The following is a 24,746-nucleotide window of genomic DNA, read 5'->3' as shown; positions in this document are numbered from 1 at the left end:
TGGGGGCCAAACGGCGATACCGGTGGCCCCCACTCGTCATTCATCAGTGATTCTAAGAAGAAGGAACCCGTGAGCACTCGTCCTGTCGTTGTCCTAGCTGAAGAGCTTTCGCCAGCCACTGTTGAGGCCCTCGGCCCCGACTTCGAAATTCGTCAGTCTGACGGTACGGACAGGCCCCGTCTGTTCGCTGACATCGCTGCTGCCGAAGCCCTCATGGTGCGTTCAGCCACCACAGTCGACGCGGAACTGCTCAGCCACGCCAAACAGCTCAAAGTGGTGGCGCGAGCCGGAGTCGGTTTGGACAACGTAGACATCACCGCAGCCACAGCGGCAGGTGTCATGGTCGTCAATGCCCCCACCTCCAACATCATCTCCGCAGCAGAACTCACCTGCGCCCATATCCTGGGACTGGCGCGTAATATTTCTCCAGCGCATCAGGCACTCAAAGCCGGAGAGTGGAAGCGCTCCAAGTACACCGGCGTCGAGCTCTCCGAAAAGACACTGGGTGTGATCGGGCTGGGCCGCATCGGGGGACTGGTGGCCGAACGAATGGCCTCCTTCGGCATGGAAATCCTCGCCTATGACCCGTACGTCACCTCCGCGCGCGCCCACCAACTTGGCGCAAAACTGGTCACCCTGGACGAGCTCTACGCCAAAGCCGATGTGGTGACAATACACATGCCCAAGACTCCGGAGACGGTGGGCATGCTCAACGCTGAAGCGTTCGCCAAGATGAAAGACTCCGTCTTCCTCGTCAACGTCGCCCGCGGGGGGCTCATCAACGAGGAGGACCTCGAAACCGCACTGGCCTCGGGAACCATCGGTGGAGCCGCTGTCGATGTCTTCGCCACCGAACCATCGACCGATCTGCCCTTCTTCTCCCATGAGAGTGTGGTGGTCACGCCTCACTTGGGCGCTTCCACCCATGAGGCGCAGGAGAAGGCCGGGGTATCGGTCGCGCGCTCGGTCCGCCTGGCACTCGACGGCGAGTTGGTACCTGACGCGGTCAATGTGGCTGGAGGCGCGATCGACGAACTGGTCCGCCCCGGCATTCCGCTGATGGAACGCCTCGGCCGGGTTCTCACAGCGCTGTCCACGGACGCGTTGACTGACATCGAGACTGAAGCGGCCGGTGAGATTGCTGAGTTCAACGTCTCGGCCCTGCAGTTGGCCGCGCTGAAAGGCGTGTTCACCGACGTGGTCAACGACCCGGTGAGCTACGTCAACGCACCTGTGCTGGCGGAACAGAGGGGCATTTCCACTCGACTCACCACCACCACAGAGGTCGAGGACTACCGCAACGCGCTGACTATCCGTGCCGCAACCTCTTCGGGTCAGCACCTATCGGTGCGCGGAACCCTCACCGGCCCCAAGCAGATCCACAAGATTGTGGGAATTAACGGATATGACTTGGAGATCACCCTGACGGACCACCTGGTGGTCTTCGAATACGGAGATCGCCCCGGCGTCGTCGGTGCCCTGGGACGGATTCTGGGGGAGCACGAGGTCAATATCGCTGGCATGCAGGTCAGCCAAAACATGAAGGAAGGCCGGGCACTGGCAGTGCTTGCGGTAGATTCTGCGCTGCCGGCGGGAGTTCTGGAGGCGATCGCAGCAGAAGTCGATGCCGCACTTGCCGCCGAAGTCGACCTGGAAGAGAGCTAGGAAGCCCTGATGGCGTCTCGCCCCTCGTATTACCTGACCACGGCCATCACCTACCCCAACGGTGAACCGCACATCGGACATGCCTATGAGTACATCTCGGCAGACGTGATGGCGCGGTTCAAAAGACTCGACGGTTTCGACGTGCGGTTCCTCACCGGCACGGACGAACATGGTCAGAAGGTGCAGCAGACTGCTGAGCGCGAAGGGCTCACGCCATACGAACTGGCCACCCGCAACGCTGAAGCCATCAAACGGGTAGACGATGAGGTGCTTGGCATCTCCTACGACCGATTCATCCGCACCACCGACGCCGACCACTACCGAGCGTCGCAGGCGATCTGGCAGCGCATGTTGGACGCAGGCGATATCTATCTGGACAAATACTCCGGCTGGTACTCAGTGCGCGATGAGCGCTTCTTCACTGATGACGAGACGGAAGTTCGCGAAGACGGCGTCCGGTACGCGGTCGAAACTGGGACACCGGTGACCTGGACTGAAGAGGAAAGCTACTTTTTCCGACTCTCCGCTTACCAGGACAAACTGCTCCACCTTTACCGAGCCCACCCCGAATTCGCCGCCCCGGCCAGCCGGTTCAACGAAGTCATCCGCTTTGTAGAGGGTGGCCTGGAGGACCTGTCGATCTCACGCACCACCTTCGACTGGGGCGTTCCTGTGCCAAAGGAACTCACCGCCGGTGACACGGAGCTCAACCACGTCATGTATGTGTGGGTGGACGCACTGACGAACTACCTCACCGGAGCGGGTTTCCCCGAAACCGATTCCGAAGAGTTCCATCGGCGGTGGCCGGCGGACCTGCACATCATCGGCAAGGACATATCCCGTTTCCACTGCATCTTCTGGCCGGCGTTCCTGATGAGTGCTGGACTTGAGCTGCCCAGGCGGGTCATGATCCATGGGTTCCTGCACAACGCCGGTGAGAAGATGTCGAAATCGGTCGGCAATGTGGTGGCGCCAGCTGCGTGGACTGAGACCTATGGCCTGGATGCTGTTCGCTTCTTCCTGCTGCGGGAATTTCCCTACGGACAGGACGGGTCCTATACCCACGACGCTGTGGTGGGACGGAAGAACTCTGACCTCGCCAATAATCTTGGCAACCTTGCACAGCGATCGCTGAGCATGATCGTCAAGAACTGCGAGGGAACCATTCCGGAGCCCGGCGAGCTGCAGCCGGAGGATCGCAAGATCCTGGAGCAGGCCGAGTCCCTGCTGAGCATTTCTCGCGACGCCTACCAGGGACAACAGTTCCACCGCGCTCTGGAGCGCACCTGGTATGTGCTCGGTGAAGCCAACGCCTACTTTGCCGACCAAGCTCCTTGGAAGTTGAAGAAGACCGATGAGCTGAGAATGCGCACAGTGCTCTACGTGACCGCTGAAGTCATCCGGAAAGTGTCGTTGCTGATCCAAGCTGTGATGCCCAGCTCCGCCACCAAACTGCTGGATGCCCTCGGGGTCGAGTCCGGTGGTGACGCCGGTGCCACCAACGCCTCAAACATTGGCCCCCGCTCATTCGCCGCATATGACGACGCGCTGACCCCGGGCTCGCCCATCAGCAAACCAGAGCCCATTTTCCCCCGCCACGAGGACCTTCAGGAGGCGTCATGACAAAGACTTTCAGCATTGCCGTGATTGGCGGTGACGGGATTGGTCCCGAGGTCATTGCCGAAGCCCGCAAGGTCCTCAACGCAGCGTTGGAGAACGACGACGCCACGCTGCACTACACGGAGTATTCCCTGGGAACCGGTCACTGGTTGGAGACCGGGGAGACCCTTCACGATGAGACTCTGGACAAGCTGCGTGCACATGACGCCATCCTCTTCGGCGCCGTCGGAGCCGACCCGCAAGACGAGCGCATCCCCTCCGGAGTGATCGAGCGCGACCTGCTGCTGAAGCTGCGCTTCGAGCTTGATCACTACATCAACTTACGCCCCACCCGCACCTACCCTGGAGTGTCCACTCCGCTCGCCTCAGCGGACGACTTTGACTTTGTGGTGGTTCGCGAAGGCACGGAGGGACCGTATGTGGGCAACGGCGGAAGCCTTCGCCGCGGCACGACCCAGGAAATCGCCACCGAGGTCTCCGTCAACACCGCTCACGGTGTTCGGCGCGTGGTGGCTGACGCTTTCGAACGCGCCGCCGCCCGCCGCGGTCACCTCACTCTGGTGCATAAGCACAATGTGCTCACCCATGCCGGAGGTCTCTGGCGCCGCACCGTGGAGGAGAATGCCGGCCTCAACCCCCAGGTGAGCTGGGACTACATGCACGTCGATGCCGCCACCATCCATATGGTGACTAATCCTCAACGTTTCGACGTCATCGTCACCGACAACCTCTTCGGTGACATCCTCACCGATCTTGCGGGCGCTGTCTCCGGTGGTATCGGCCTGGCGCCTTCGGCGTCCATCAACGGTGCCGGCGCGACTCCTTCCATGTTTGAACCTGTCCACGGCTCAGCGCCCGATATCGCCGGTCAAGGTATTGCCGACCCCACCGCAGCCATCCTCTCGGCGGGGCTGATGCTCGAACACCTCGGTTTGGACGAATCGGCAGCACGCATCGAGCAGGCCGTGAACGCGCAGCTGACCGAATGGGCAGAGCGAAACACCGGTGAGGGTCTCAGTACCACCGAGCGCGGAGACACCTACGTCAGTAGAATCAAAGCACTGACGGACTAGAAAGGGCTACCCACATGCAGTTCGAGATCGTCGACCACCCCAATCCCAGCTCGGCAGAAAAGATTGCGAAAATCCTGGCCGACCCCGGCTTCGGCACCAACTTCACCGACCACACCGCTGTAGTCGACTGGACCGAACAGGATGGTTGGCACAATGCGCGGGTGGAACCCTACGGTCCAATCGCCCTGGACCCTGCGGCTTCAGTGCTGCACTATGCCCAGGAAGTCTTCGAAGGCATGAAGGCGTATCTTCACAGTGACGGAAGCATCTACACTTTCCGCCCGGAGTCCAACGCCGCGCGAATGAACAAATCCGCCCGCCGGATGGCGCTGCCAGAGCTGGATGAGCAGGTTTTCATCGAGTCGCTGGAAAAGCTCGTCACCACCGATCGGGCGTGGGTGCCCGGGGGTGAGGGGGAGGCGCTCTACCTGCGTCCGTTCATGTTCGCCACAGAAGCATTCCTCGGCGTGCGGTCAGCCAAAGAAGTCAGCTACCGCGTCATCGCCTCTCCGGCTGGAAACTACTTCGGCGGAGAGCTCAAGCCGGTGCGCATCTGGGTCTCCCGTGACTACGTGCGCGCAGCCCCGGGTGGGACTGGGGTGGCGAAGACCGGTGGTAACTATGCCGGGTCGCTCGTGGCCCAACAGCAGGCAGTGGAGAAAGGCTGTCAGCAAGTGCTCTTCCTGGATCCGCTCCATGAGAACGCAATCGAAGAGCTCGGCGGAATGAACGTCTTTCTGGTCACAAACGATGGCCGGTTGCTGACGCCAGAGCTCACCGGAACGATCCTCGAAGGAATCACCCGGTCATCGGTCATCCAACTGGCCAAGGATCGTGGTCTCATCGTCGAAGAGCGGCGGATCACCCTCGATGAGTGGGACCAAGGGGTCCGCAGCGGGGATATCACCGAAGCGTTTGCCTGCGGCACCGCTGCAGTCATTACTCCCATCGGGGAACTTGTTGACGGCGAGCACATCATTGCCTCAACCGGAACCGGCGAAGTCACTCAAGCTATCCGCGAGGAACTCCTGGGGATCCAGACCGGCACAGTGGAGGACCGCCACGGCTGGCTTCACCGCCTCACCTAAAGCTCCGCCAATACCTTCTGAAGGTCATCCAAGCCCAACGCTCCGAGACTGAGAGCCTGCATATGCCAGGCTTTAAGGTCAAATGTTTCGCCGCGCTCGGTATGGGCTCTCCTCGCTTCCTCCCGTCCGGCTAGCCACACGCGTTCGCCGAGCTTGTAGCTGATGGCCTGCCCCGGCCAGCCCAAATATCGGGTGACCTCAGAGGCGACGAATTCCGGTGAGCTGCCTGAATGCTCATTGAGGAACTGCTCGGCAAGAGCCGGAGTCCAGGTCTGCCCTGGGGCAATCGGTGAGTCTTCCGGGATGCCCAGTTCAAGGTGCATACCGATGTCGATCACGACTCGAATCGCACGGAGCATTTGAGCATCCAAGTACCCCATGCGCTCCTCAGCATCCAGATACCCCAGCTCGTCCATCAACCGTTCCGCGTACAACGCCCAGCCTTCGGTCATGCCGGAGGAGGAGCCCAGGGTCGTCTGGTAGATCGACAGTTCCGAGGACATATGGGCCCACTGCGCAAACTGCAGGTGATGACCGGGCACGCCCTCGTGGAACCAGGTAGATACTAAGTCGTAAACCGGAAAGACAGTCCTGCCCAGCGTGGGCAGCCAGGTGCGGCCCGGACGCGAAAAGTCAACAGTAGGCCGAGTGTAGTAGGGGGCAGCAGCAGACCCAGAGGGGGCAATCTTCGCCTCCACGGTCCTGATGGGTTCAGCGATATCGAAATGCCTGCCGTGTAGCTCACGGATCGCTGTATCCATCATTGACTGCAGCCATTGGCGTACTTGCTCCACTCCCTCCACTCGCCGGCCGTGGACATCCAGCCATGCCATGGCCTCCAAGGGCGAGGAGCCAGGCTTGATCTCTTCTGCGAGATCTCGCATTTCCGCATTGATCCGCTGATACTCCTGCCACCCCCAGCCGTAGACCTCCTCGGGGTCAATACTGGCTCCCATGAACCGTCGGGTGCTCAGCAGATATCGATCACGGCCGACCGCATCAGGTGTTCCCTGGGCATCTGGCAGATACTCGTCCTGAAGATATGTGCGCATTCTGGCCACGGCAGCGGCTGCGGCGTCGGCGGATTGTCTCAGGTCCTGGCGGAGAGCGTCAGGGCCGTCGCGGGCGAACTCATGGAACCAGCTCTCATTGCCCTCCAGCCACTGCTCCAGTTGGCCGATGATGGTCTCCACCTGGCGAGTTGCCGAGGTGAGGCCGCGGCGTCGTCCCTCATCCAGTGTTGCCTCAAGGGAAGAATAGCTGGCAGGGAACTTCGCCATCCGACGGGAAATAACAACCCAATCCTCCGGTGTGGACTGCGGCATCAACAGAAACAAGGACCGTGCGCTGTGGATAGGTGAGGCAATATTGCGCAATACCCGGAGGTCCTCGCCCGACTCATGCGCCTCCAGTTCCACGCTGATCCGATCGCGCAACAGCGCGCCGCACCGCTGATCCACCGGCGCAAACCCAACTGGCCCGGTCGCATCCTGCAGAGCATCCAGTTGCTGCAGCACCTCACGCCCCAATTGGGCGCGGGCTGCTCGGGTCTCGGGGGAGAAGTCCGGCATGCGGTCATCACCGGGCCGCACCCCAAGCATCGTTGCTACCGAAGGCTCCAGCTCAGCCAACTGGTCGACGTACCAGTCCGCTAGTTCGCGAGGAGTTGTGGACTCATGATGGTTGCTCATGACAACTATCCTGCCAGAGGAATCACCCGGCGCAACCGGAACGATAGAGTGTCATCATGCGTATTGCACGATTTGTCACTGATTCTGATCCGGCCTATGGAGTTGTCACCGGTGAGCCGGATGAGCAGACCATCATCCAGCTCGCGGGAGATCCGTTCTACCAGGGAATTCAGGAGACCGGCCAGACCCATAAGCTTGAGGATGTGCGACTCGTCGCCCCCATCATTCCCCGATCCAAACTGATCGGCGTGGGTAAGAACTACGCTGACCACGTCAAAGAGATGGGCGGAGAGGTGCCGGCGAGCCCGCTGCTCTTCCTGATGCCAAACACAGCGGTGGTCGGACCAGATGAGCCGGTCAAGCTGCCCAGCTTCTCTGATGAGATCAGCTATGAAGCTGAACTCGCTGTGGTGATCGGCCGGATCTGCAAGGATGTTCCCCTGGACCGCGTCCCCGAGGTGATCTTTGGCTACACCGTCGCCAATGACCTCACAGCACGCGATGCGCAGCGTTCAGATAACCAGTGGGCGCGCGCCAAGGGGTTCGACGGTTCCGCGCCACTGGGCCCGTGGATCGAAACCGAGCTCGAACCAGAGGGCCTGCGCATCACGGGTACGCACAACGGCAAGACTGTTCAAGACGGAAATACCGCGCAGATGATCTTCGGTGTGCACGAGCTGGTGTCCTACATCTCGGAAGCAATGACGCTCCTGCCCGGTGACGTCATCCTCACCGGCACCCCGGCAGGAGTGGGCCTGCTGTCCGACGGCGACACTTTCGAGGCTGAAATCGAGGGAATCGGCATCCTTCGGAACACATTCCGGGTGTAACCCAAGATCATCTTCGCCGAGCGACGCGGCAAGACGCCGAACACAACCCTTCAAGGAGAACCCCGCCCTACCATGAGCACCACCACCGCTGCTGCCTCAGCAATTCCCAATGTTGACGCCGACACTCCCGTTCGGGTCCGGTTCTGCCCATCGCCGACCGGCACCCCGCATGTTGGTCTCATTCGCACGGCCCTGTTCAACTGGGCATATGCCCGGCACACCGGCGGCAAACTCGTTTTCCGGATAGAGGACACCGACGATAAGCGCGATTCTGAGGAGTCGTATCTGCAGCTGCTGGAGGCACTGCGCTGGTTGGGCATCGACTGGGATGAAGGGGTTGAGACCGGTGGCCCCCACGAGCCCTACCGGCAGTCCCAGCGCATGGATATCTACGCTGACGTGCTCGGCAAGCTCCAATCCGGAGGCTATGTCTACGAGTCTTTCTCCACCCCGGCAGAAGTTGAGGACCGGCACCGCGCCGCCGGACGTGACCCCAAACTGGGATATGACAACTACGACCGGGAGCTGACTGCAGAGCAGATCAGCGCCTTCCGCGCAGAGGGCCGTGAGCCTGTGCTGCGGCTGCGAATGCCGGATGAGGATATTACCTTCACAGATCTGGTGCGGGGGGAGATCACCTTCAAAGCGGGGTCCGCTCCGGACTTTGTGGTGGCCCGGGCCAATGGTCAGCCCCTCTATACGCTCGTCAACCCACTGGATGATGCACTGATGGAAGTCACGCATGTCCTTCGCGGCGAAGACTTGCTGTCCTCCACACCGCGCCAGATTGCCTTGTACCGTGCCTTGTATGCGGTAGGCGTTGCTCAGCACATGCCGGCGTTCGGCCACCTGCCGTACGTCATGGGGGAAGGCAATAAAAAACTCTCTAAGCGTGACCCCGAATCGAATCTCTTCCATCACCGGGACCGCGGATTTGTCCGCGAGGGGCTGTTGAACTATTTGGCTCTGCTGGGCTGGTCACTCTCTGCTGATGAGGACATTTTCACGGTGGATGAGTTTGTGGAGAACTTCGACATCGCAGATGTCTTGGGGAATCCCGCACGGTTCGATGTGAAGAAGGCAGAAGCGATCAACGGCACCCACATCCGCAGGCTGCAGGCCGAGGACTTCCGTCTCCGATTGGTGCCGTACCTTCGGACGCTGGGGTTCGTGGGGGAGAAACTCTCAGAGAGGGAGGCTCAGCTTCTGGAGGGCGCGGCCCCGCTTGTGCAGGAGCGCATAGCCCTGCTGCGCGAGGGTGCTGACATGATGGGCTTCTTATTCGTCGATGATGAGGCCCTCGAGATCGAGGACAAAGCCTTCAGTGGCCTGGGGGATCAGGTCCTTGAAACTCTCGACGCCGCCGCGGCAGCTTTGGAGATCATCGACGAGTCGTCCTGGACCACTGAGAAAATCGAGGCTGCTTTGCGAGAAGCGCTGATCGATGGATTGGGGCTAAAACCTCGAAAGGCCTTCGGGGCTGTGCGTTCGGCAATCTCCGGTCGCAAAATCTCACCTCCGCTGTTTGAATCCATGGAGCTGCTGGGGAAGGAATCGTCACTGAAGCGGATTATCCGATTCCGTGACTTGATCGACGCACAGGCCTGAGTTGTGGCTGAAGCCTGCAGTGCTGTAATATTGATTGCTGTTGCTCCGGCTTAGCCGGTAAACAGTGGGCTATGGTGTAATTGGCAACACGTCGGTTTCTGGTACCGTTGTTCTAGGTTCGAGTCCTAGTAGCCCAGCGTTCTGATTTCAGTATCAGACAGACATTCTGCTAGGATGTATACGCCCTCGGCAACGAGGGCATTGTTATGAGAAGTTAGTTTTACACATAAGAGTATGCAATAACAACTGCATAAGGCCCCATCGTATAGCGGCCTAGTACGCCGCCCTCTCACGGCGGTAACGCGGGTTCGAATCCCGCTGGGGTCACTCTCAGAGTGAATATAGGTAAAGCCCTTTGTCGGAGCAATCTGACAGAGGGTTTTGTCGTTCCCAAAGAGATTTCCGAGGTATAGGCCGTGCTTATAGGGCATAGCCGTGCTGCTGGCGTCGGGCCAGGTTCGTGGCTATGGTCGGAAAGACTTCTCCGCAACCCACTGCATGACTTTTGGCAGGTTTCGCCAATCGTTCGGCTGGTTAGCCACCCATCTCGCCAGCGCTGTGGGGGCCCGAGATGTCTCTGCCGAAGCACACCACTAATGCAGTCGGTACTTTCGCACTCGCCGTACCAATGGTGCTGATGACAAACCGTTGTCTGGACCGGTGCGCGGTATCGGCTCTCGGTATGCACATTGAGAACAGACAACCAAGTGCGTCATGGCGTGACCGCCTGAAGGCGGAAGGCTCAGAGCGCGGCGATGGCTTCGACTTCAACAAGTTGATCGTCGTATCCAAGCACCGTCACTCCCATCAGAGTGCTAGGCACATCGTGGGGGCCAAAGGCATCGCGCACGACTTTCCATGCCTCCACAAGATCCTTTTGCTGTGCGGAGGCCACTAGGACACGAGTGCTGGCCACGTGGTGGATCGAAGCTCCTGCATCCTCTAGGGCTAGGCGCAGGTTTTCAACGCACTTGGCGGCCTGTCCGGCGTAGTTTCCGATACTGGCGGTGGAACCATCGTCATTCAATGGGCACGAACCGGCCAAGAAGACGAACTGAGCATCTGCTGAGACCTTCGATGCGTAAGCATACTCAGCAACATCAGATAGGCGTTCAGAGCGAATGAGATTAACAGGGGTGGTCATGACCTCCATTCAAGCAGGTCCCCTGCCTGGTCGAGCGAGGACAGACAGGGGACCCGGTACTAGACTGCTGCCGCGGCGGGGACCGGTGTTGTTGCGGCGTCGACCGGCTGCTTGCGGACCCACCGTTTGAGTGCGATCACAGTGAATGCAGTCACCGCAGCTCCAATGATGACTGCCAGCAGGAACAGAGGGAACCCACCAATGGCGAAGGGTACGAAAACGCCGCCGTGCGGTGCAATGGAGGTGACCCCGAAGGCCATCGTCAGTGCGCCAGTGACTGCGCCACCCGCCATCGAGGCCGGCAGAACACGCAACGGGTCAGCTGCTGCGAATGGGATCGCGCCTTCAGAAATGAACGCGGCTCCCAGGAGCACTGCAGTCTTTCCGTTCTCACGCTCGACCACGGTGAAGAGTTTCCGGTCGAGGAAGGTTGCAAGGGCCATACCCAGAGGCGGAACCATCCCTGCCGCCATGACGGTCGCCATAATCATCAGGGGCGCCTCGGTTTCGAGGCCGACTCCTGCCGAGATCCCAGCCACGGCGAAGGAGTAGGCCACTTTGTTCACAGGTCCACCGAGGTCGAAGCACATCATCAGGCCGAGGATGAGCCCGAGAAGTACTGCTGCGGTGCCGGTCATTGACTGGAGCCAGTTCTCCAGGACGGCGGTGAGTCCAGCGATGGGGCCACCAAGAAGTATCACCATCAGGCCGCCCGCAACGAGACTGGCGGCCAGCGGAATGATGACAACGGGCATCAGCCCAGCCAACCAACGCGGCACGTCTAGTCTGCGGATCCAATAGGCTATGGCACCGGCCAGCACACCGCCGACAATGCCGCCTATGAAGCCCGCATCCATTGCCAAGGCGACCGCGCCTGCGGTAAAGCCTGGGGCGATGCCAGGTCGGTCAGCCATGCCGAACGCGATGTACCCGGCCAAAGCCGGAACCAGGAAGCTCATCGCAGTGCCACCGATGACGAAGAACACTGCTCCCAGATACGCCCCGAGCATTCCGAATCCGCGGAAGTCCTCCGGCAGGTCTGCCTCAGTCGGTAGGTTCCACAGCGCCCTGTTGAAGGCGATGTCATCCGCCACTTCGGTAATGCTGTAACCGCCGAGCAGGAATCCTAGTGCGATCAGCAGACCACCGGCTGCCACAAATGGAATCATGTAGCTGACCCCGGTCATCAGCACACGCTGGACTTTCCGGCCGAAGCTCTCAGACTCTTGGTCACCAGCTGAGTTCTCCTGGGACTCAACCGCCACCGTCTGGGCGGCAGGGTCTTCAGCCGCCCTAAGGGCCTCTTCGATCATGCCTTCAGGGTCGTTGATGGCGCGTTTGACGCGGGAAGCGACGACCGGCTTTCCAGCGAACCGGTGTTTCTCTCGGACATCGACGTCCGCAGCGAAGATCACCGCTGAAGCTGCTGCGATCACGTTGCTGGGCAGGGCATCTGCACCTGAGGCTCCCTGTGTCTCGACGTGGATGGTGATACCGCGCGCTTCCCCTGCCTGCCGAAGCGCGTCGGCTGCCATGTACGTATGGGCGATTCCAGTGGGGCAGGATGTCACTGCCACAAGCGAGAGGGTTTCCGGGCGACCCTCAGCTGCAGGATTTGCACTGGTGGATGAGCTGGAATTGGAGGAGGTGCGCCCTTCAGGGGCGACCGCTTCATCGATGAGGCTCACAACCCGCTGAGCAGAGGAGGCGTTTCGTAGGGAGTCCACGAACTCGTCGCGCATGAGATATGTCGCCAGGGCGGAGAGAATCTTGAGGTGATCCTGATTTGCGCCCTCAGGAGCGGCGATGAAAAACACCAAGTCGGCCGGGCCGTCGCTGGAGCCAAAGTCCACAGGTGAGGCGAGTCTGGCGAAAGCAAGTGTCGGGGCATTAATCGCGCTGGTGCGGCAATGCGGGATGGCGAAGCCTCCAGGCATGCCCGTCGCTGATTCCTGTTCACGACTCCACGCGTCGTTGAACAGTGCCTGGGAGTCTGATGCACGGTCTGTGGTAGCGATATGCTCCGCGACGGCCTGGATGACCTCACGCGGGGTGGACGCGCGAATCTGGTCCAGACTGACCAACTCGCTAGTGATGATACTCATGATGGGCTGCCCTTCATAGTGGTGTTGATCTCATCGACGGCCACGTCGACGAGTGAGAGGTCTTTGGGTCCCGGCATTGCGGACCCCGGCAGGGTTGCAGCCGCCCGCCCATGGGCTACGGCTTGTCGCAGACAATCGGCGTCCGAGTCGCCTCGCTGGTGGGCGTAGAGGAAACCTGCAAGTGCGGCATCCCCTGCGCCGACGGTGCTGCGAGCTGCGAGAGACGGCCCGTATGCGAAGAGGAGGGGGGCGTCTAGGTTCGGTGCCGCAGGGACGAACAATGCTCCGCGTGCCCCCAGGGTTACCAGGGCGGCGCGGACCCCGAATGGCTGAAGTGAAACGGTGAGGTTCGCTGCCAGCTCGACATTGGCTTCCAGCGTTTCGGGGGTCTCCTCCGCGGTCGACCTAACACCGTGGACGTTGCGATGCAGTTCGAGGAGTTCCTCAGCGTTGGGTTTGATGAGATCCGGCTGGGCAGTGATTGCCTGCACTAGGGCCGCTCCGGAGGAATCAACGGCGATAAGCGGTTTCCGGAGGGAATCGTCGCGGCGAATCTGATGAATCAGGCGCGCGTAGAAGCTCTCAGGTGCTCCTGGAGGCAGTGACCCGGCCAGGGCCACCCAAGAGGCCTGCCACGCGTGCTCGACGACGAGATTGACAAATGCGGAGGTAGTTTCGGCCTTGAACCTCGGGCCCGGTTCATTGATCTTGGTGGTGGTGCCCGTCGGGTCCGTAATGGTGATGTTGGTCCGCAGCGGAGCCCCGATGGGAACAGTGTGATGGGGCAGTTCGATGGTCTCCAGTGCCGTCAGGAGCGCATCGCCGGAGTCTCCGGGCAAGAGCGCGAGAGTTTCCGTTTCGGCTGCTGCCAGAGCCCGGGATACGTTCACACCCTTACCGCCGGGGCCGCGATGGCCTGATACGGCTCGATGAACCTGCCCAGGTGACAGAGGTCCGAGCAGCTCAATGGTGGCGTCGAGGCTCGGGTTGGGAGTGACAGACAGGATCACGCGACCACGACCTGGACTTCAGCCTCTGCAAGAGCAGTTGCCAGGTCCGCAACTGGTTCAGCGTCAGTGATCAGAACATCGATATCTGTGAGTGCGGCGAACTGAACCAGTGTGGTCTGACCCAGCTTGGACGAATCGGCCAGGAGGACTCGGTGGCGTGCTGCACAAATATGTGCGGATTTCACAGCGGCCTCTGAGCTGTCGGGAGTGCTGAGGCCGAAAGTCGCGTCGACCCCATTTGTGCCGATGAACGCCACATCGGCTCGGCGGCTTTGCAATGCAGTAATGGTGTCCGGACCAACGGCAGCTCCGGTCACACCGCGGACACTCCCGCCGAGTATCTCGACCTGGACGCCGGGAGACGTGGAGAGTTTTTGGGCGATCGGGACAGCGTTGGTGATCAGGTAGCGGTGTTTGCCCTCCACCTGAGATTCTGCTGCCAGCAAATCTGCGAGTGCTTCTGTCGTCGTTCCTGCATCAAAAATCATGGACCCTCCATCAGCGGGCGGTAAGAAACCTCGCGCAGCTTCAGCGATCCGCTGCTTCTGTGCGGTATGGCGACGCAACCGGTCATGCAAGGACGTTTCCGTCCGGGAGACAAGACCAGCCGGGACTGCGCCACCATGTACTCGGTGCAGACTCCCTTGGCTTTCCAGGAGGTCCAGATCGCGGCGAATCGTCTCCTTGCTGACGTGCAGTCGGTCCGCCAGCACCTGCACGGTGACGGGTCCATCCTCCAAACGAGCGAGGATGCTCTGATGTCGCTCGGGTGTGAGTTGAGCCATTCCGTCTCCTAGAAAGTGATATGAGCCACATGGCGTGGAATTGCCCTGACTTTATCTGTGTATGTCTGTGTTTGCAAGATCTAAACCACCTAAACACAGAAAAACGGAAAACGAGTCTCGTCGAATGAGGGGTGCTCACACGGACTGGATTCCTTGTCCGCTGGTTTTTCAGTGGCGCCGAGAAAGTTCATGTGTGTGACGTTCCATCCGGATGACCTAGTTGTTCCGAACAGATAGCGTGATAGCGACGCGTAGGGCCTCGAGAATTTCTGAGGAGACAGGAAGAAACAGTGTTGCCATGCTTCTCGCTTTAAGTGACAGACACCATATGCTCTCTTAGGGGGGGGCGTGGTAAAACCCGTTAGTGGCCGAGTGACATGAAAGCTGCGCATGACAAACGGTCGTCTGATGGGCGCATTGATCGGAATCAGGCCCTGCGAGGCGTTGGTCCAATCTACTTGTTGGCAGTGCGAGAACCAGGGGGTACCATAATCGGAGCCAGGGGGATTGACATGTTAAAGGCTGATGTTCTGCGCCAAGCCGTCCAGCACTACAATGGCGTCAAAGTTCCTTTTGTTCTAGTCTCCGGCCCTTTCGGCGCTGGTAAAGGGCGTTTCGTCCAAGACCTAGAAACACATCTTGGTTCACAATTTGAACTGTGTTCCACAGCGGCAGTTCCTGGCAAATCTCTGGGCAGGCGTCTCAAAGCCTTCGATTCACCCGGAGTCGACACACCAGCTGAGGCTGTCGCCAGACTTCATGGTTCCACTCTGGCGAACGGGATGCTTGAGGGCAGACTCACAAGAACATTAGTTTTTCGTGACGTTGACCTCTTCGACGATGATTCCCTGGAAGTGCTTCGGCTCATTATCGCCGCGCAGTGGGTGAGCGTGGTGGCGACGTGTTCGTCTGAGTCCAGGATCAGTTCTCAGCTAAGCCGCTCCCTCCAAGGCGACCGTGGCCTTATTCTCCGACTGACCGCGCTCGCCGAGGCAGATGTCAGGGGTCTTTTGCACGAAGTCCTAGGGGCTCCTCCTACTTCGGCGCTCCAGCGCTACCTTCAGAGTGTGACTGGCTCTTTTGCGGAGGATCTCATCGTTGTGGCTCTCACCGGGCGGGATGAAGGGTGGATCGCTACGATCGACGCGCGAAGCGCCATCCTCCGGTCTCCTATTTGGCTGGATCGTCGCGGAGCCGATGCATTTAAGCAAGAAATCGAGAGCATTCTGAGCGAAGGCGTAGTAGAGCTGCTCCGACAGGTCGCGCTGGCGGAGCGAATCCCTATCGTCAATCTTTTCGCTGATGCCGAAACGCGGGCCACAGTCTACTGGTGTGAAGAAGCGGGCCTACTTACTGTGAGGGGCTCCCACGTCTATCTGGCGCGCGCGTGGCATCGGCACGCTTTGGTGTTGTCCCACGGTAAGGACGACCTGGCCGAATATGAGACTCCCGGGGACATCCTGCATTACCGCACCCGCCCACGTGTTCCTGAGGGCGAAGCGGCTCTTTTCGCCGCTCGAGAGCATCTGGAGCGTGGTCTCCTCGACCAAGCGTGGTACCTCGTGAGCGATATACCCAGGACCGACCCCAGAAAACTGGGTATTGAAGCCAGCGTCCTAGCTGTACGAGGAGCGCCGCGCACGGCGGTGGAGACACTGCTGCAACAGGATCCCCGGGAGGAATCTCCAACAGATGTGACAGCTCTCGAAGCATTTGCGCGATCAGCTCTGCTATCGGCTCCGGGTGAAGACCTTTCGAAGATGGCAGACCTTTCACAAAGGCTTGACCAACTGGAAGACTTCGCGCCGGATGGATATTTGGAGACCTTCCCTGCACCTCAGGGCCCCCTCGTCGCTTCCGAAGATTGGAAGCGGAGCCGCAGTAAACACGACGAATACGTAGTGGACACAGAACTCCTTGCTAACGCCAGCTGCGCAGCACTAGATGCGTACGCAGCCGTTCTCGCAGGTGATGGAGAACGCGCACACTCATCACTAGCCGTTGTCATGAGCATTAGAGCTGCTGAGCTGCCTATTATTGCTTCGACTTGGATTCTGGAACGAGTGGGCCTGGCTCGCGTATTGGCTTTTCCCGGTGAGGAAGTCCTGCCGCAAGAATGGATGGCAGGGGAACCTGCCGAAAGACAACTGCAGCACACCATTACCGATCAAGCTCTTCTCGCGCTTAAACACACTGTGTGCGGAGTGGACTCACATGTGCTTCGAGCGGAATTGGATGACCTCTGGCTACAGTTCGAGGTCGGCTTGCCCTCGGGAAATGTCTCGCGGAGGCTCCTCGAAGCGTTGGACTTCGTGGTCTCAGGGCCCAGGTCTGAAGAGATCTTCGGGCCTACCGGGCTCAGCTTTCCCGCATTCGGTAGGACTTTTCGTGACATCTGCGTGGAGGTTGTGGCCATTCTCGGCCGTTTGCTCCACACGCCGGCACGGGACCTGATTTCGACGATGTACCGGACCGCCGAGGCGCGGCCACTTGCTCCCGGCATGTGGCGAACGTCCATGCGGTGTCTTCTTCTACGGCGGGCGAGCGTGCTTCCGGCTGAAGTCCTGCGTGAGCTCCTTGGTATGGCGCAAACGGCCGGAGTCGAGCGTGAGGTTATCAGGCGCGTTGAGGCCTGTCTTGAGCGGGGTGACGCTTCTAGGACCGATATTCTCTCTGAGCCTATCCCCGGTCATCCTGCTTTCAGCTTCTGCGTCTCTAAGGCCTCTGAGCATCACGGTGTTCCGCAGCTGAAGCCTGAAATCGCAGAGCTGCTCTCGGGTCGGGAGTCCCACGTCACCGCCCTCCTTGCTGATGGCGCCAGCGCAGCTGAGGTCGCACGTCAACTGAGTATCTCTTCACGCACGGTTCAGGCACATATACGCAGCATCTACCGAAAGCTCGGCGTGGGTTCGAGACTCCAACTGCTCGCCAGACTCGCCAGAGGCGGCGAGGTGCCGTTATGAGTATTCGTTCCCGCGGCATAGAGTCGGCGGCCCTCGAGCCAGCGGCCGAATTGGTCGCAGAGGTCCTGAAAGCACCTGCTTCGCAGAGTGTGGTGCTCGTACTTCCTGGGCTGTGGTGTCTAGACGATGTTGTCGCTCGTCTGGGGGAGTACGCCCCAACGCTCTACGTGGACGTCAACCGTGGCAACAGCGCACGGACCTGCGCACTCGCAGCGGCACTTGACGCAGTCAACGGTCCCGGCGGTTCGTCTGTCTCTGACCCATTGGGAGATCGACTTGAGCAGTGGTCGCGAGAAGCGTTCGTGGCAAGTGGCTCCGTTCCATGGGTCGTCGCTGAATTTGCGAACCTCATGGACGGGGCCACGGCAGCGCTGCTCCACGAATTTGCAGGCCGAGGGTGGATCCGACTTCTGCTGCCCATGCGCCACTTTTCGGAAAAGTCGGAACTCTCAGTTGCCCTTCAGGAGGCTGGGTCTCTGGTCGAACTGTTTCCACAGCGCCTCCGTGAACAGGCGATGGGCCGGGCCTTAGAAGCCTGGGTGGGTGCTCCAGTGTCGATCACCTCTCAGCGCAGGATTTCTGCCCTCAGTGGGGGCCATGTCGCCTTAGCGCGCCGAGTCGTAGAGACCGCAATACTCCACGGCGTCCTACGCCAACGTGACGATATGTGGATCTGGGAACCGGATGAGCAGCCCCTGCATGTGGCCCTCGAGAACGAGAGCGGACACCTGCTCAGTGGCCTAACGGATTCCGAGCGAACTCTACTGAAACTGACTGCCGTCGCTGGGAGGATTCCTGAGCAGTGGGCCGTCGAAGAGTTTTCCGATGCAGTGGTCCTGAGCCTCAGGCACCAAGGGATCCTCGGCCCAGACTATAAGGCACGTTTGGGAAGCGTCGATCTACGAATTCAGCCAGAAGCGCTTCGCGAGTCTGTCCGGAGAGTAGTCCGCGAGATCGGGGCCATCAGTCTCTGGTATGAGTACGGAAAGAGAATCCCTCGTCTTACTGGCAGTGCGCTGTCGGAAGCTGCTTTGGTGTGCTGGGCAGCGCGCTCGGGCGAGCCCATTCCCTCATTCCGGGCGCAGTGGGCGGCTCGGGTCTGCATCAGCCACGGCTGGTACGAGCAGGTCGCGATACTCAGCCAGGCGCTGTCCACGATTCCGCCGGCCATGCGAGCACTTCGAGCGCGGGCGGAATATGCACGGGGGGATGTAGCCGGGGCCAGTAAGGAGATGCATCAACTACTGACGCAGATTGATCGTGCCAACGGCGATGCCATGGATCACAAGACACAGCGTGAGGCGCTCATCCTCGCGCGGCGAATGAGCCTGTTCCACCCAGAAGCGGTTGGTCCCATCGTGGAACGCCTCACCACTCTTGGGGCTGGAGCGAGCGCGCCGTCACTCGAGCGGGTCGTCGCAGCGACTCAGGCCGATGACTCCGACCACTGGGTGGGGGAGATGCTGGAGGCTCGCCTGCACGGCACATGGGAGGAATCGGTCACTGCCCAGTTGTGTGTTGGCGTCAAGCTCGGACTCCGTATGCATCCTGAGCTTGGCCGACTGGTGCTCTCCTCCCTGCTGGACGACTTGATCCGTGAAGGCGGGCAACCGGACATCGAAGAGGCCGTTGTCGCTGTGCTGCTGCTCATCGTCACGGCGCAGGGCTGGCGCACGGACATGATGCGTGTGCACTTTCAGATATGGAACGGCAGAACCATTCGTGGACCAGCGCTGCCCGGAGTTGCGAGCGTGGTGGCAGCAATCGTGGCTATGCAACAGGACAGAATGCACAGTGCCCATTTGCACGCCGCAGCTGCCCTGCGTGCATTCGACATGAGCGACCCCTACGGTTTGGCCCCCTTTAGTGCCTCGCTCGTCATGGCCACGGCGTCCTATCTCGATGAAGAGACGGGAGCCAGAGCACGTCGCAACTGCAGCCCACGAGTCGGTACCGGACGAGTTGATCGAGGTCTTCCCTCGCTCCGGCTAGCAACTCAGGGCATGGCACTTATTGGTAGCGGGCCACCCACCCCGGTAGTCGCCGCGGCACTGCTGCCATTAGCGCGGCAGGCACGTGAGGAATCAGAGCTGCTCCAGGAGCAGCAACTTCTTCTGCTCTCAGTACTGGGTATGTCGACCGAGGCCGCCGAAATGATCCTTGAAGCCCCATGGGGCGAGCAACCAGGACGACCTAGCATGATCTACAGACTAGCTGAGGCTCTGACCACCTCTGACGATCGTCTAGCCCTTGAGACCGCAGATGTCTTCATTGCGGCGAGCTCTCAGCACTTTGGGCTGAGCATCCTGGCAGCCTTATGGGCTCGACGTGAAGGACTTGACAACGAGATACGCGCCCGTGTCGCCAAGACAGTGTTGTCGCTGCGGCAGGAGCTGACTGAGCATTCATTGCTCATCAGCACCTTCGAGGAGCTCACTCTTGGACCGCGGGAGCGCTCTGTACTCGAAGCCCTACACCGTGGCGACACCACGCGAGCCATTGCCCGCATGCTCAGTGTCTCCCCGCGAACAGTCGAGGCGACGGTCTCGGCACTGCTGAAACGCTTTGGCTGCGCCAACCGAGTCGAGCTCATCGGACTGGATCTCCTGACAAGCTGAGCCTGTAGGCGCTCGGACACCGCACTGACCGGCCTCTGCGCTTGTATTTCCAGCAAAACACTGACGTCACCCTCAAACCAGCGCTGTCAGAATCGCAGAGTTTCTCCGGTGAACCACCGTTCCTGGTCCTCGCTCAGTTCACCCTATGCGGACATCGCCAGGTGTGTTCGCGGAAAGTATGCAGTCGGTGCGGAACCGATTCGCACGAAATAAGTAGTGCGAATTTAAAAGAATGGTAAATGTACCTATTGTCTCCAACATGGAGTTGTAAATAGAGTGTTTACAGTACTTCGCTTAGAAGTTCATATAATTTATAACAGGGTGGAATATGAGTAATAAGCGTGACTCAAAGTTCGCAAATAATAAAACACTATTCAGCACCATTGAAGCTATTTCGGTCAATTGGAGTTTCATCAATGACTCTCGTCGTCTTAGTCTCCAATCCAGTTGTGATGAGGGGTGTGCTAGAGCTCAGCTGCGGATCATCGAGCACGCCACCTCTCTAGACAACAGGGCGGGCCTGATGAACCCGCCACGTATCACAGCAATTATTCCTACGATCGGCCGCCCGGGATTACGTCGTGCAGTGTTGTCGGTTCTGCGGCAGCGCCCAGGGGCCCACCCCCTCCTCAAAGCGGAGTCAGCGGTGCCGTCACACGGAATCATGGTGCACAGTTTGCTGAAACTTAATACCTCGTCTTTCTCGGACTGCCGCTGCCCGGCGGGGTCGCAACTTATGACGAGCGCGCTGACGAGAGCGGTGATCACCGGATGCGATGCCTACTGAGTGAGGTGCGCTCCGGCGCCACTCACCAGGCTGAGCCCAGAATCTCAGCTCCATAATCCGCTCTCCGGCGGCAGGACCCCCTGCCTGCCGTCGGAGGGCTTACCGCGTTAATATAAGATCCCACCCCAGCCGGTGAGGTCCACGGTCAGTTATCTGCGGCAGACCGCAGAGCCCGCAGCAGGTCCGTGTACAAGTCCTCGGGGTCTTCGATCCCCACCGACAGGCGGATCAGGCCTTCTGGCACAGTGTCCGGTTCACCGGGATGGCGCCGCCGACGTTCAGCTAAGGACTCGACTCCTCCGAGGCTGGTGGCTGGCGTCCACACCTCCACCGCTTCCAGCACTGCGTCGGCAGCCCGCCTATTTGTCGTTTCGATGGTGATGATCGCTCCGAAGCCGCGGAGCAGCCGAGCCGCCCGGTCGAATTGTGGATGACCAGGCAACCCCGGATAGGAGACGTCGACCAGCGGAAGCGTCTCGTCATTGGTCAGATCGCTGAGCCGAGAGGCCAAATACCCGGCATTTCGCTCAGCGGCATCAAGGCGCACGGCGAGAGTGCGCACCCCCCGCAGAGCAAGGAAGACCTCCATTGGACCTGGAATTGTGCCGTGGAGGTTCCTATGAGCCCGGAGTGTGGCGTGAAGTTCGGCGTCATTGGTGAGTGCAGCTCCCATGATGACGTCTGAGTGTCCGGAGAGAAACTTGGTGACCGAATGGATGACCACATCGGCGCCATGCTGGAGTGGATTCTGCCGCAGTGGAGTAGCGAACGTATTATCAACGGCTGTTGTCACGCCCAGTGACTTCGCTTCAGCCAGCAGGACCGGCACATCTGCGACTTCGAGCATCGGGTTTGTGGGGGACTCGATCCAGAGAATGACGGTCGTTCCGGCGGCCTGCGCGTCGGCAGCCACTTCGCGGACGGTGGTGAGCACCTGCTCGGTGTCAGCAATATCCACGCGGTGGAGGGTCAACATACCTTTCTCGGCCATCTGCTGGGCCATGGAGGAGAACCCCATATAGGCGTGCCGCGGAATAATGAGGTGTCCGCCGAGCGGAAGTTGACTGATCATGGCCGAGATCGCTGATTGGCCGGAAGAGAACAGTAGGCCGTGGGCCCCGCCCTCCAGTTCGGCCAACAGTTGCTCCAGCGGTCCGAAACTGGGGATTCCCTCCCGGGCGTAGACCTGCGGGTACTCCACGCTGGGCCGGTAGGTAAAAGTGGAGGTGAAGTCAACAGCAGGATTGACCGGCGAATTCGGCTCGTGCGGCCGGCCGGCGGCGACTATCCGAGTACGTCGGTGATGTGTCATGGCCATGGACCCAGGTTAGCGAATCCAACTGCTGAGCCTTGTCAGGGCGCGTTCGAGGACCGGTTCGTTCTTGCAGAAGGCAAACCTCAGCATATAGTTCAGGGCGCTGCCGGGGTCCTGTTGCGTGCTGGGCAGGGTCAACGCTGACACCGGGATCGCGCCGACCCCGGCGTGTTCCACCAGCTCTGCTGCAAAATCAGCTGCGCTTTTGTCCGTCACCGGGGAGATGTCGGCCAGAATGAAATACCCGGCTGCGGGGCGGTGTGGTCGCAGTCCGGCAGCAGCTAGCCCTGACATGACCATCTCCCGTGCACTCTGAAGCTGCTCCTGGTTCTGCGCAAAGAAACCTCGGTCGTCCTGCAGCCCCTGAGCAGTGGCCCATTGGTAGGCGGGAGCGGATGTGAACGACAGAAACTGCTTAACTCCCCGAACGCAGTTGACCAGTGCCGGGCTTCCGGTGACCCACCCGACTTTCCACCCTGTCAAAGAGAACGACTTGCCCACTGAGCTCACAGCAACGGCGACGTCCTCCGACCCCGGGATGGACAGGACAGGTGTGTGAGCAGAAACGTCGAAGGTCAGGTGCTCATAGACCTCATCGCTCATCACCACTGCACCTGCCTGCCTGGCGATGGTGACGATCTCGGCCATCTCATCCGCGGTGAACACTGCGCCCGTCGGGTTGTGAGGTGAGTTCAGCAGGATCATGGAGGTCCGCTCACTCACCGCAGCCCGCAACCCCACAATGTCAGGTCGAAAATCCGGCGCCTCCAGCGGAACAGTTCGCAACTCAGCACCGGCCAACGCCACCATTGCTCCATAGGAGTCGTACCACGGCTCGAAGGCCACCACTTCGCTGCCGGGTTCGGCGAAGGACAATATGCTCGCAGCAATGCCTTCTGTGGCTCCGGTAGTGAACAGCACTTGGCGATCTGGGTCCAACTCCACTCCGTAGTGCGTCTGTTGATGGGCCGCTACCGCCTCACGAAAAACTGGTAACCCGATTCCCGGCGGGTACTGATTAGTGGGGCCTGCATCCGTGGTGATCGCTTCTGCGGCGGCAGCCCGCATCCATAGCGGACCCTCACCATCGGGGAATCCCTGGCCAAGATTGATAGAGCCGGCAGACATAGCCGCAGCAGTGGTGCGCTCATAGACAGTGGGCAGAACAGCCTCTGCAGTGTGGTCATAGGTATTGGCACCGGCAGCAGCTCGTGCCCAAGGAGGGGTTGGCATGCGTTCATCGTAATCGTGATCTCCATCGATGTTCCTGACCATGGCAAGATGACCTCCATGACAGACGATCCGCTCACCCTGGCCCAGGCCGGCGAAGATGCAGTGGTTGACGCGATCCGCCGGGTGATCGACCCGCATAATGCTGTCCGCCCCGGCATATTGCTCGGCCCCGGGGACGACGCCGCAGTACTCACCTGCGCCAGCGCCCAAACTGTGATCACCACCGACACTCTCAGCCAGGGACAGGACTTTAGGGCGGAGTGGTGGGCCGGCGCTCCGGATGCCGAATGGCCACAGGACCTCGGCACTAAAGCCGCAGCGCAGAACCTGTCCGATCTCAATGCTATGGGCGCAACACCCACAGCCCTCCTGGTCAGCCTGACACTTCCTCCGGAGCTCACGGTGGATTGGGTCAGTGACTTCTACCAGGGTGTGGTGCGAGCCTGCAGCCAGAGCGGCGCGGAGCAGTGCGTGGTGGCCGGTGGGGACCTGGGTTCCGGGCCCGGGATATCAGTCACCATCACCGCTGTGGGCGAGCCGCAGATGGGCGGGCACCTGCTGACCCGTGACGGTGCACGCCCCGGGGACGTCCTAGCGGTCTCCGGACGCCTGGGCTACGCTGCGGCAGGGTTGACCCTGCTGGAGCAGTCGGAACAGCCCCATGAGAGCGGACTTCCAGCCCAGGATAGTGGCACGCCAACGGGCACGGCGGCTGAGTGTGTGGCAGCGCAGAAGCGGCCGGAACCACCGCTGAGCGCCGGGGCCGCGGCGCTCAGATCACAAGCCACAGCAGGAATGGACCTCAGCGACGGGCTCATGCGCGACTGTACTCGTCTGGCCCGGGCTTCTGGTGTGCGGATCACGTTCGACAACACGGCCGTGGAGGCAGAGGCTCGGGCGCTGGAGCCGATCGCCCGGCAGCTTGGCCTGGCGACATCGGTCTGCCGCGACTGGGTCCTCACCGGAGGAGAGGATTTCGCCCTCCTGGCCGCATTTCCCCCTGAGGTTCCCCTCCCGGAGGGATTCCGTCGAATTGGTTCTATCGAGTCCGGTCCGGCCGGGTTGAGTTCTGAACCTTTAGGGGACAACCGCGGCTGGGACTCCATGCGCGGCTAGTACGGAGCCTTGCGGTCTTCAGTGGTTGGTTTTGCGGCCGAGTTGGGTGAAGGTCCAGTGGTGGTTTTCCCATTGGTGGGGGGTGAGGATGTTGC

General features: G+C 60.4%; 16 protein-coding genes and 2 tRNA genes. 11 read left to right on the top strand and 7 right to left on the bottom strand.

All coding sequences use genetic code 11. From position 1 onward, the window contains the following. Positions 1-69 precede the first annotated feature (69 nt). From serA to FH975_RS10730, 4 genes are read left to right on the top strand one after another with little or no spacing between them, the layout of a single operon-like run. A complete protein-coding gene (gene serA, locus FH975_RS10745) occupies positions 70-1,665 on the top strand; it encodes a phosphoglycerate dehydrogenase (RefSeq protein ID WP_162321358.1) in 1,596 nt (531 codons plus the stop codon). Positions 1,666-1,674: 9 nt separating this feature from the next. Beyond that, positions 1,675-3,288: a methionine--tRNA ligase gene (gene metG / locus FH975_RS10740; RefSeq protein ID WP_162321357.1), complete on the top strand. Its 1,614-nt coding sequence runs from the start codon at positions 1,675-1,677 to the stop codon at positions 3,286-3,288. Continuing rightward, positions 3,285-4,358, top strand: coding sequence for a 3-isopropylmalate dehydrogenase (locus FH975_RS10735; protein ID WP_162321356.1), 1,074 nt, complete (start codon positions 3,285-3,287; stop codon positions 4,356-4,358). The genes metG and FH975_RS10735 overlap by 4 nt, the downstream gene beginning before the upstream one ends. A gap of 14 nt (positions 4,359-4,372) precedes the next feature. Then, positions 4,373-5,446, top strand: a complete 1,074-nt coding sequence (locus FH975_RS10730; protein ID WP_162321355.1) for a branched-chain amino acid aminotransferase — start codon at positions 4,373-4,375, stop codon at positions 5,444-5,446. On the opposite strand, the gene FH975_RS10725 is transcribed toward FH975_RS10730, so the two are convergent. After that, entirely contained in the window at positions 5,443-7,137 is a 1,695-nt protein-coding gene (locus FH975_RS10725; protein ID WP_162321354.1) for a DUF885 domain-containing protein, read from the bottom strand. The genes FH975_RS10730 and FH975_RS10725 overlap by 4 nt on opposite strands. A 56-nt stretch (positions 7,138-7,193) precedes the next feature. Here FH975_RS10725 and FH975_RS10720 point away from each other — a divergent pair, with 56 nt between their 5' ends. From FH975_RS10720 to FH975_RS10705, 4 genes are all read left to right on the top strand, one after another. After that, positions 7,194-7,967 carry a fumarylacetoacetate hydrolase family protein gene (locus tag FH975_RS10720; protein WP_153078594.1) on the top strand — a complete coding sequence of 258 codons (774 nt, stop codon included), beginning with the start codon at positions 7,194-7,196 and terminating at the stop codon, positions 7,965-7,967. A 72-nt stretch (positions 7,968-8,039) separates the two neighbouring features. Then, on the top strand, positions 8,040-9,575 hold the full coding sequence (gene gltX / locus FH975_RS10715) for a glutamate--tRNA ligase (protein WP_162321353.1): 1,536 nt from the start codon (positions 8,040-8,042) through the stop codon (positions 9,573-9,575). Positions 9,576-9,640: 65 nt separating this feature from the next. Next, a tRNA-Gln gene (locus FH975_RS10710) sits at positions 9,641-9,712 on the top strand. Between the two features lie 117 nt (positions 9,713-9,829). Further along, positions 9,830-9,902 (top strand) — tRNA-Glu (locus tag FH975_RS10705). A 415-nt stretch (positions 9,903-10,317) separates the two neighbouring features. On the opposite strand, the gene FH975_RS10700 is transcribed toward FH975_RS10705, so the two are convergent. Genes FH975_RS10700 through FH975_RS10685 form a run of 4 tightly spaced genes read right to left on the bottom strand, consistent with a single transcriptional unit; the run spans position 10,318 to position 14,619 of the window. Further along, positions 10,318-10,719, bottom strand: coding sequence for a RidA family protein (locus FH975_RS10700; protein ID WP_162321352.1), 402 nt, complete (start codon positions 10,717-10,719; stop codon positions 10,318-10,320). Between the two features lie 59 nt (positions 10,720-10,778). Beyond that, positions 10,779-12,827: a PTS fructose transporter subunit IIABC gene (locus FH975_RS10695; RefSeq protein WP_162321416.1), complete on the bottom strand. Its 2,049-nt coding sequence runs from the start codon at positions 12,825-12,827 to the stop codon at positions 10,779-10,781. Then, the gene (locus FH975_RS10690) at positions 12,821-13,834 is read right to left on the bottom strand and encodes a 1-phosphofructokinase family hexose kinase (RefSeq protein WP_162321351.1); all 1,014 of its coding nucleotides are present in this window, start codon (positions 13,832-13,834) and stop codon (positions 12,821-12,823) included. Before FH975_RS10690 ends, FH975_RS10695 begins: the two co-directional genes overlap by 7 nt. Next, complete coding sequence (locus tag FH975_RS10685) at positions 13,831-14,619, bottom strand: DeoR/GlpR family DNA-binding transcription regulator (protein ID WP_162321350.1); 789 nt, start codon at positions 14,617-14,619, stop codon at positions 13,831-13,833. Before FH975_RS10685 ends, FH975_RS10690 begins: the two co-directional genes overlap by 4 nt. Before the next feature lie 512 nt (positions 14,620-15,131). Here FH975_RS10685 and FH975_RS10680 point away from each other — a divergent pair. Together FH975_RS10680 and FH975_RS16325 are read left to right on the top strand one after the other, a co-directional pair. Next, positions 15,132-17,582, top strand: coding sequence for a helix-turn-helix transcriptional regulator (locus FH975_RS10680; RefSeq protein ID WP_162321349.1), 2,451 nt, complete (start codon positions 15,132-15,134; stop codon positions 17,580-17,582). Then, the gene (locus FH975_RS16325) at positions 17,579-20,200 is read left to right on the top strand and encodes a helix-turn-helix transcriptional regulator (protein ID WP_202923193.1); all 2,622 of its coding nucleotides are present in this window, start codon (positions 17,579-17,581) and stop codon (positions 20,198-20,200) included. Before FH975_RS10680 ends, FH975_RS16325 begins: the two co-directional genes overlap by 4 nt. 932 nt (positions 20,201-21,132) lie before the next feature. On the opposite strand, the gene FH975_RS10670 is transcribed toward FH975_RS16325, so the two are convergent. Both FH975_RS10670 and FH975_RS10665 read right to left on the bottom strand, forming a co-directional pair. After that, positions 21,133-22,305, bottom strand: coding sequence for a trans-sulfuration enzyme family protein (locus FH975_RS10670; protein ID WP_162321348.1), 1,173 nt, complete (start codon positions 22,303-22,305; stop codon positions 21,133-21,135). Positions 22,306-22,314: 9 nt separating this feature from the next. Beyond that, positions 22,315-23,535 carry an aminotransferase class I/II-fold pyridoxal phosphate-dependent enzyme gene (locus FH975_RS10665; RefSeq protein WP_235928671.1) on the bottom strand — a complete coding sequence of 407 codons (1,221 nt, stop codon included), beginning with the start codon at positions 23,533-23,535 and terminating at the stop codon, positions 22,315-22,317. A gap of 48 nt (positions 23,536-23,583) precedes the next feature. Between FH975_RS10665 and thiL the strand changes: the two genes are divergently transcribed. Continuing rightward, positions 23,584-24,651 (top strand): thiamine-phosphate kinase, encoded by a 1,068-nt coding sequence (gene thiL / locus FH975_RS10660; protein WP_162321346.1) that lies wholly within the window; start codon positions 23,584-23,586, stop codon positions 24,649-24,651. Positions 24,652-24,746: the final 95 nt, after the last annotated feature.

It is taken from the genome of Nesterenkonia haasae, from assembly GCF_010119385.1.
In the GTDB taxonomy this organism is placed as follows: Bacteria; Actinomycetota; Actinomycetes; order Actinomycetales; family Micrococcaceae; genus Nesterenkonia; species Nesterenkonia haasae.
This window is presented reverse-complemented; position numbering and strand designations above follow the sequence as displayed.

What these genes read in the sequence shown, in the direction of transcription:
- thiL (WP_162321346.1), top strand. Translation starts at nt 23,584, where the DNA reads ATGACCTCCATGACAGACGATCCGCTCACCCTGGCCCAGGCCGGCGAA.
- FH975_RS10670 (WP_162321348.1), bottom strand. Translation starts at nt 22,305, where the DNA reads ATGGCCATGACACATCACCGACGTACTCGGATAGTCGCCGCCGGCCGG.
- FH975_RS10735 (WP_162321356.1), top strand. Translation starts at nt 3,285, where the DNA reads ATGACAAAGACTTTCAGCATTGCCGTGATTGGCGGTGACGGGATTGGT.
- FH975_RS10720 (WP_153078594.1), top strand. Translation starts at nt 7,194, where the DNA reads ATGCGTATTGCACGATTTGTCACTGATTCTGATCCGGCCTATGGAGTT.
- FH975_RS10700 (WP_162321352.1), bottom strand. Translation starts at nt 10,719, where the DNA reads ATGACCACCCCTGTTAATCTCATTCGCTCTGAACGCCTATCTGATGTT.
- gltX (WP_162321353.1), top strand. Translation starts at nt 8,040, where the DNA reads ATGAGCACCACCACCGCTGCTGCCTCAGCAATTCCCAATGTTGACGCC.
- FH975_RS10725 (WP_162321354.1), bottom strand. Translation starts at nt 7,137, where the DNA reads ATGAGCAACCATCATGAGTCCACAACTCCTCGCGAACTAGCGGACTGG.
- FH975_RS10685 (WP_162321350.1), bottom strand. Translation starts at nt 14,619, where the DNA reads ATGGCTCAACTCACACCCGAGCGACATCAGAGCATCCTCGCTCGTTTG.
- FH975_RS10680 (WP_162321349.1), top strand. Translation starts at nt 15,132, where the DNA reads ATGTTAAAGGCTGATGTTCTGCGCCAAGCCGTCCAGCACTACAATGGC.
- FH975_RS10730 (WP_162321355.1), top strand. Translation starts at nt 4,373, where the DNA reads ATGCAGTTCGAGATCGTCGACCACCCCAATCCCAGCTCGGCAGAAAAG.
- FH975_RS10665 (WP_235928671.1), bottom strand. Translation starts at nt 23,535, where the DNA reads ATGCCAACCCCTCCTTGGGCACGAGCTGCTGCCGGTGCCAATACCTAT.
- metG (WP_162321357.1), top strand. Translation starts at nt 1,675, where the DNA reads ATGGCGTCTCGCCCCTCGTATTACCTGACCACGGCCATCACCTACCCC.
- FH975_RS16325 (WP_202923193.1), top strand. Translation starts at nt 17,579, where the DNA reads ATGAGTATTCGTTCCCGCGGCATAGAGTCGGCGGCCCTCGAGCCAGCG.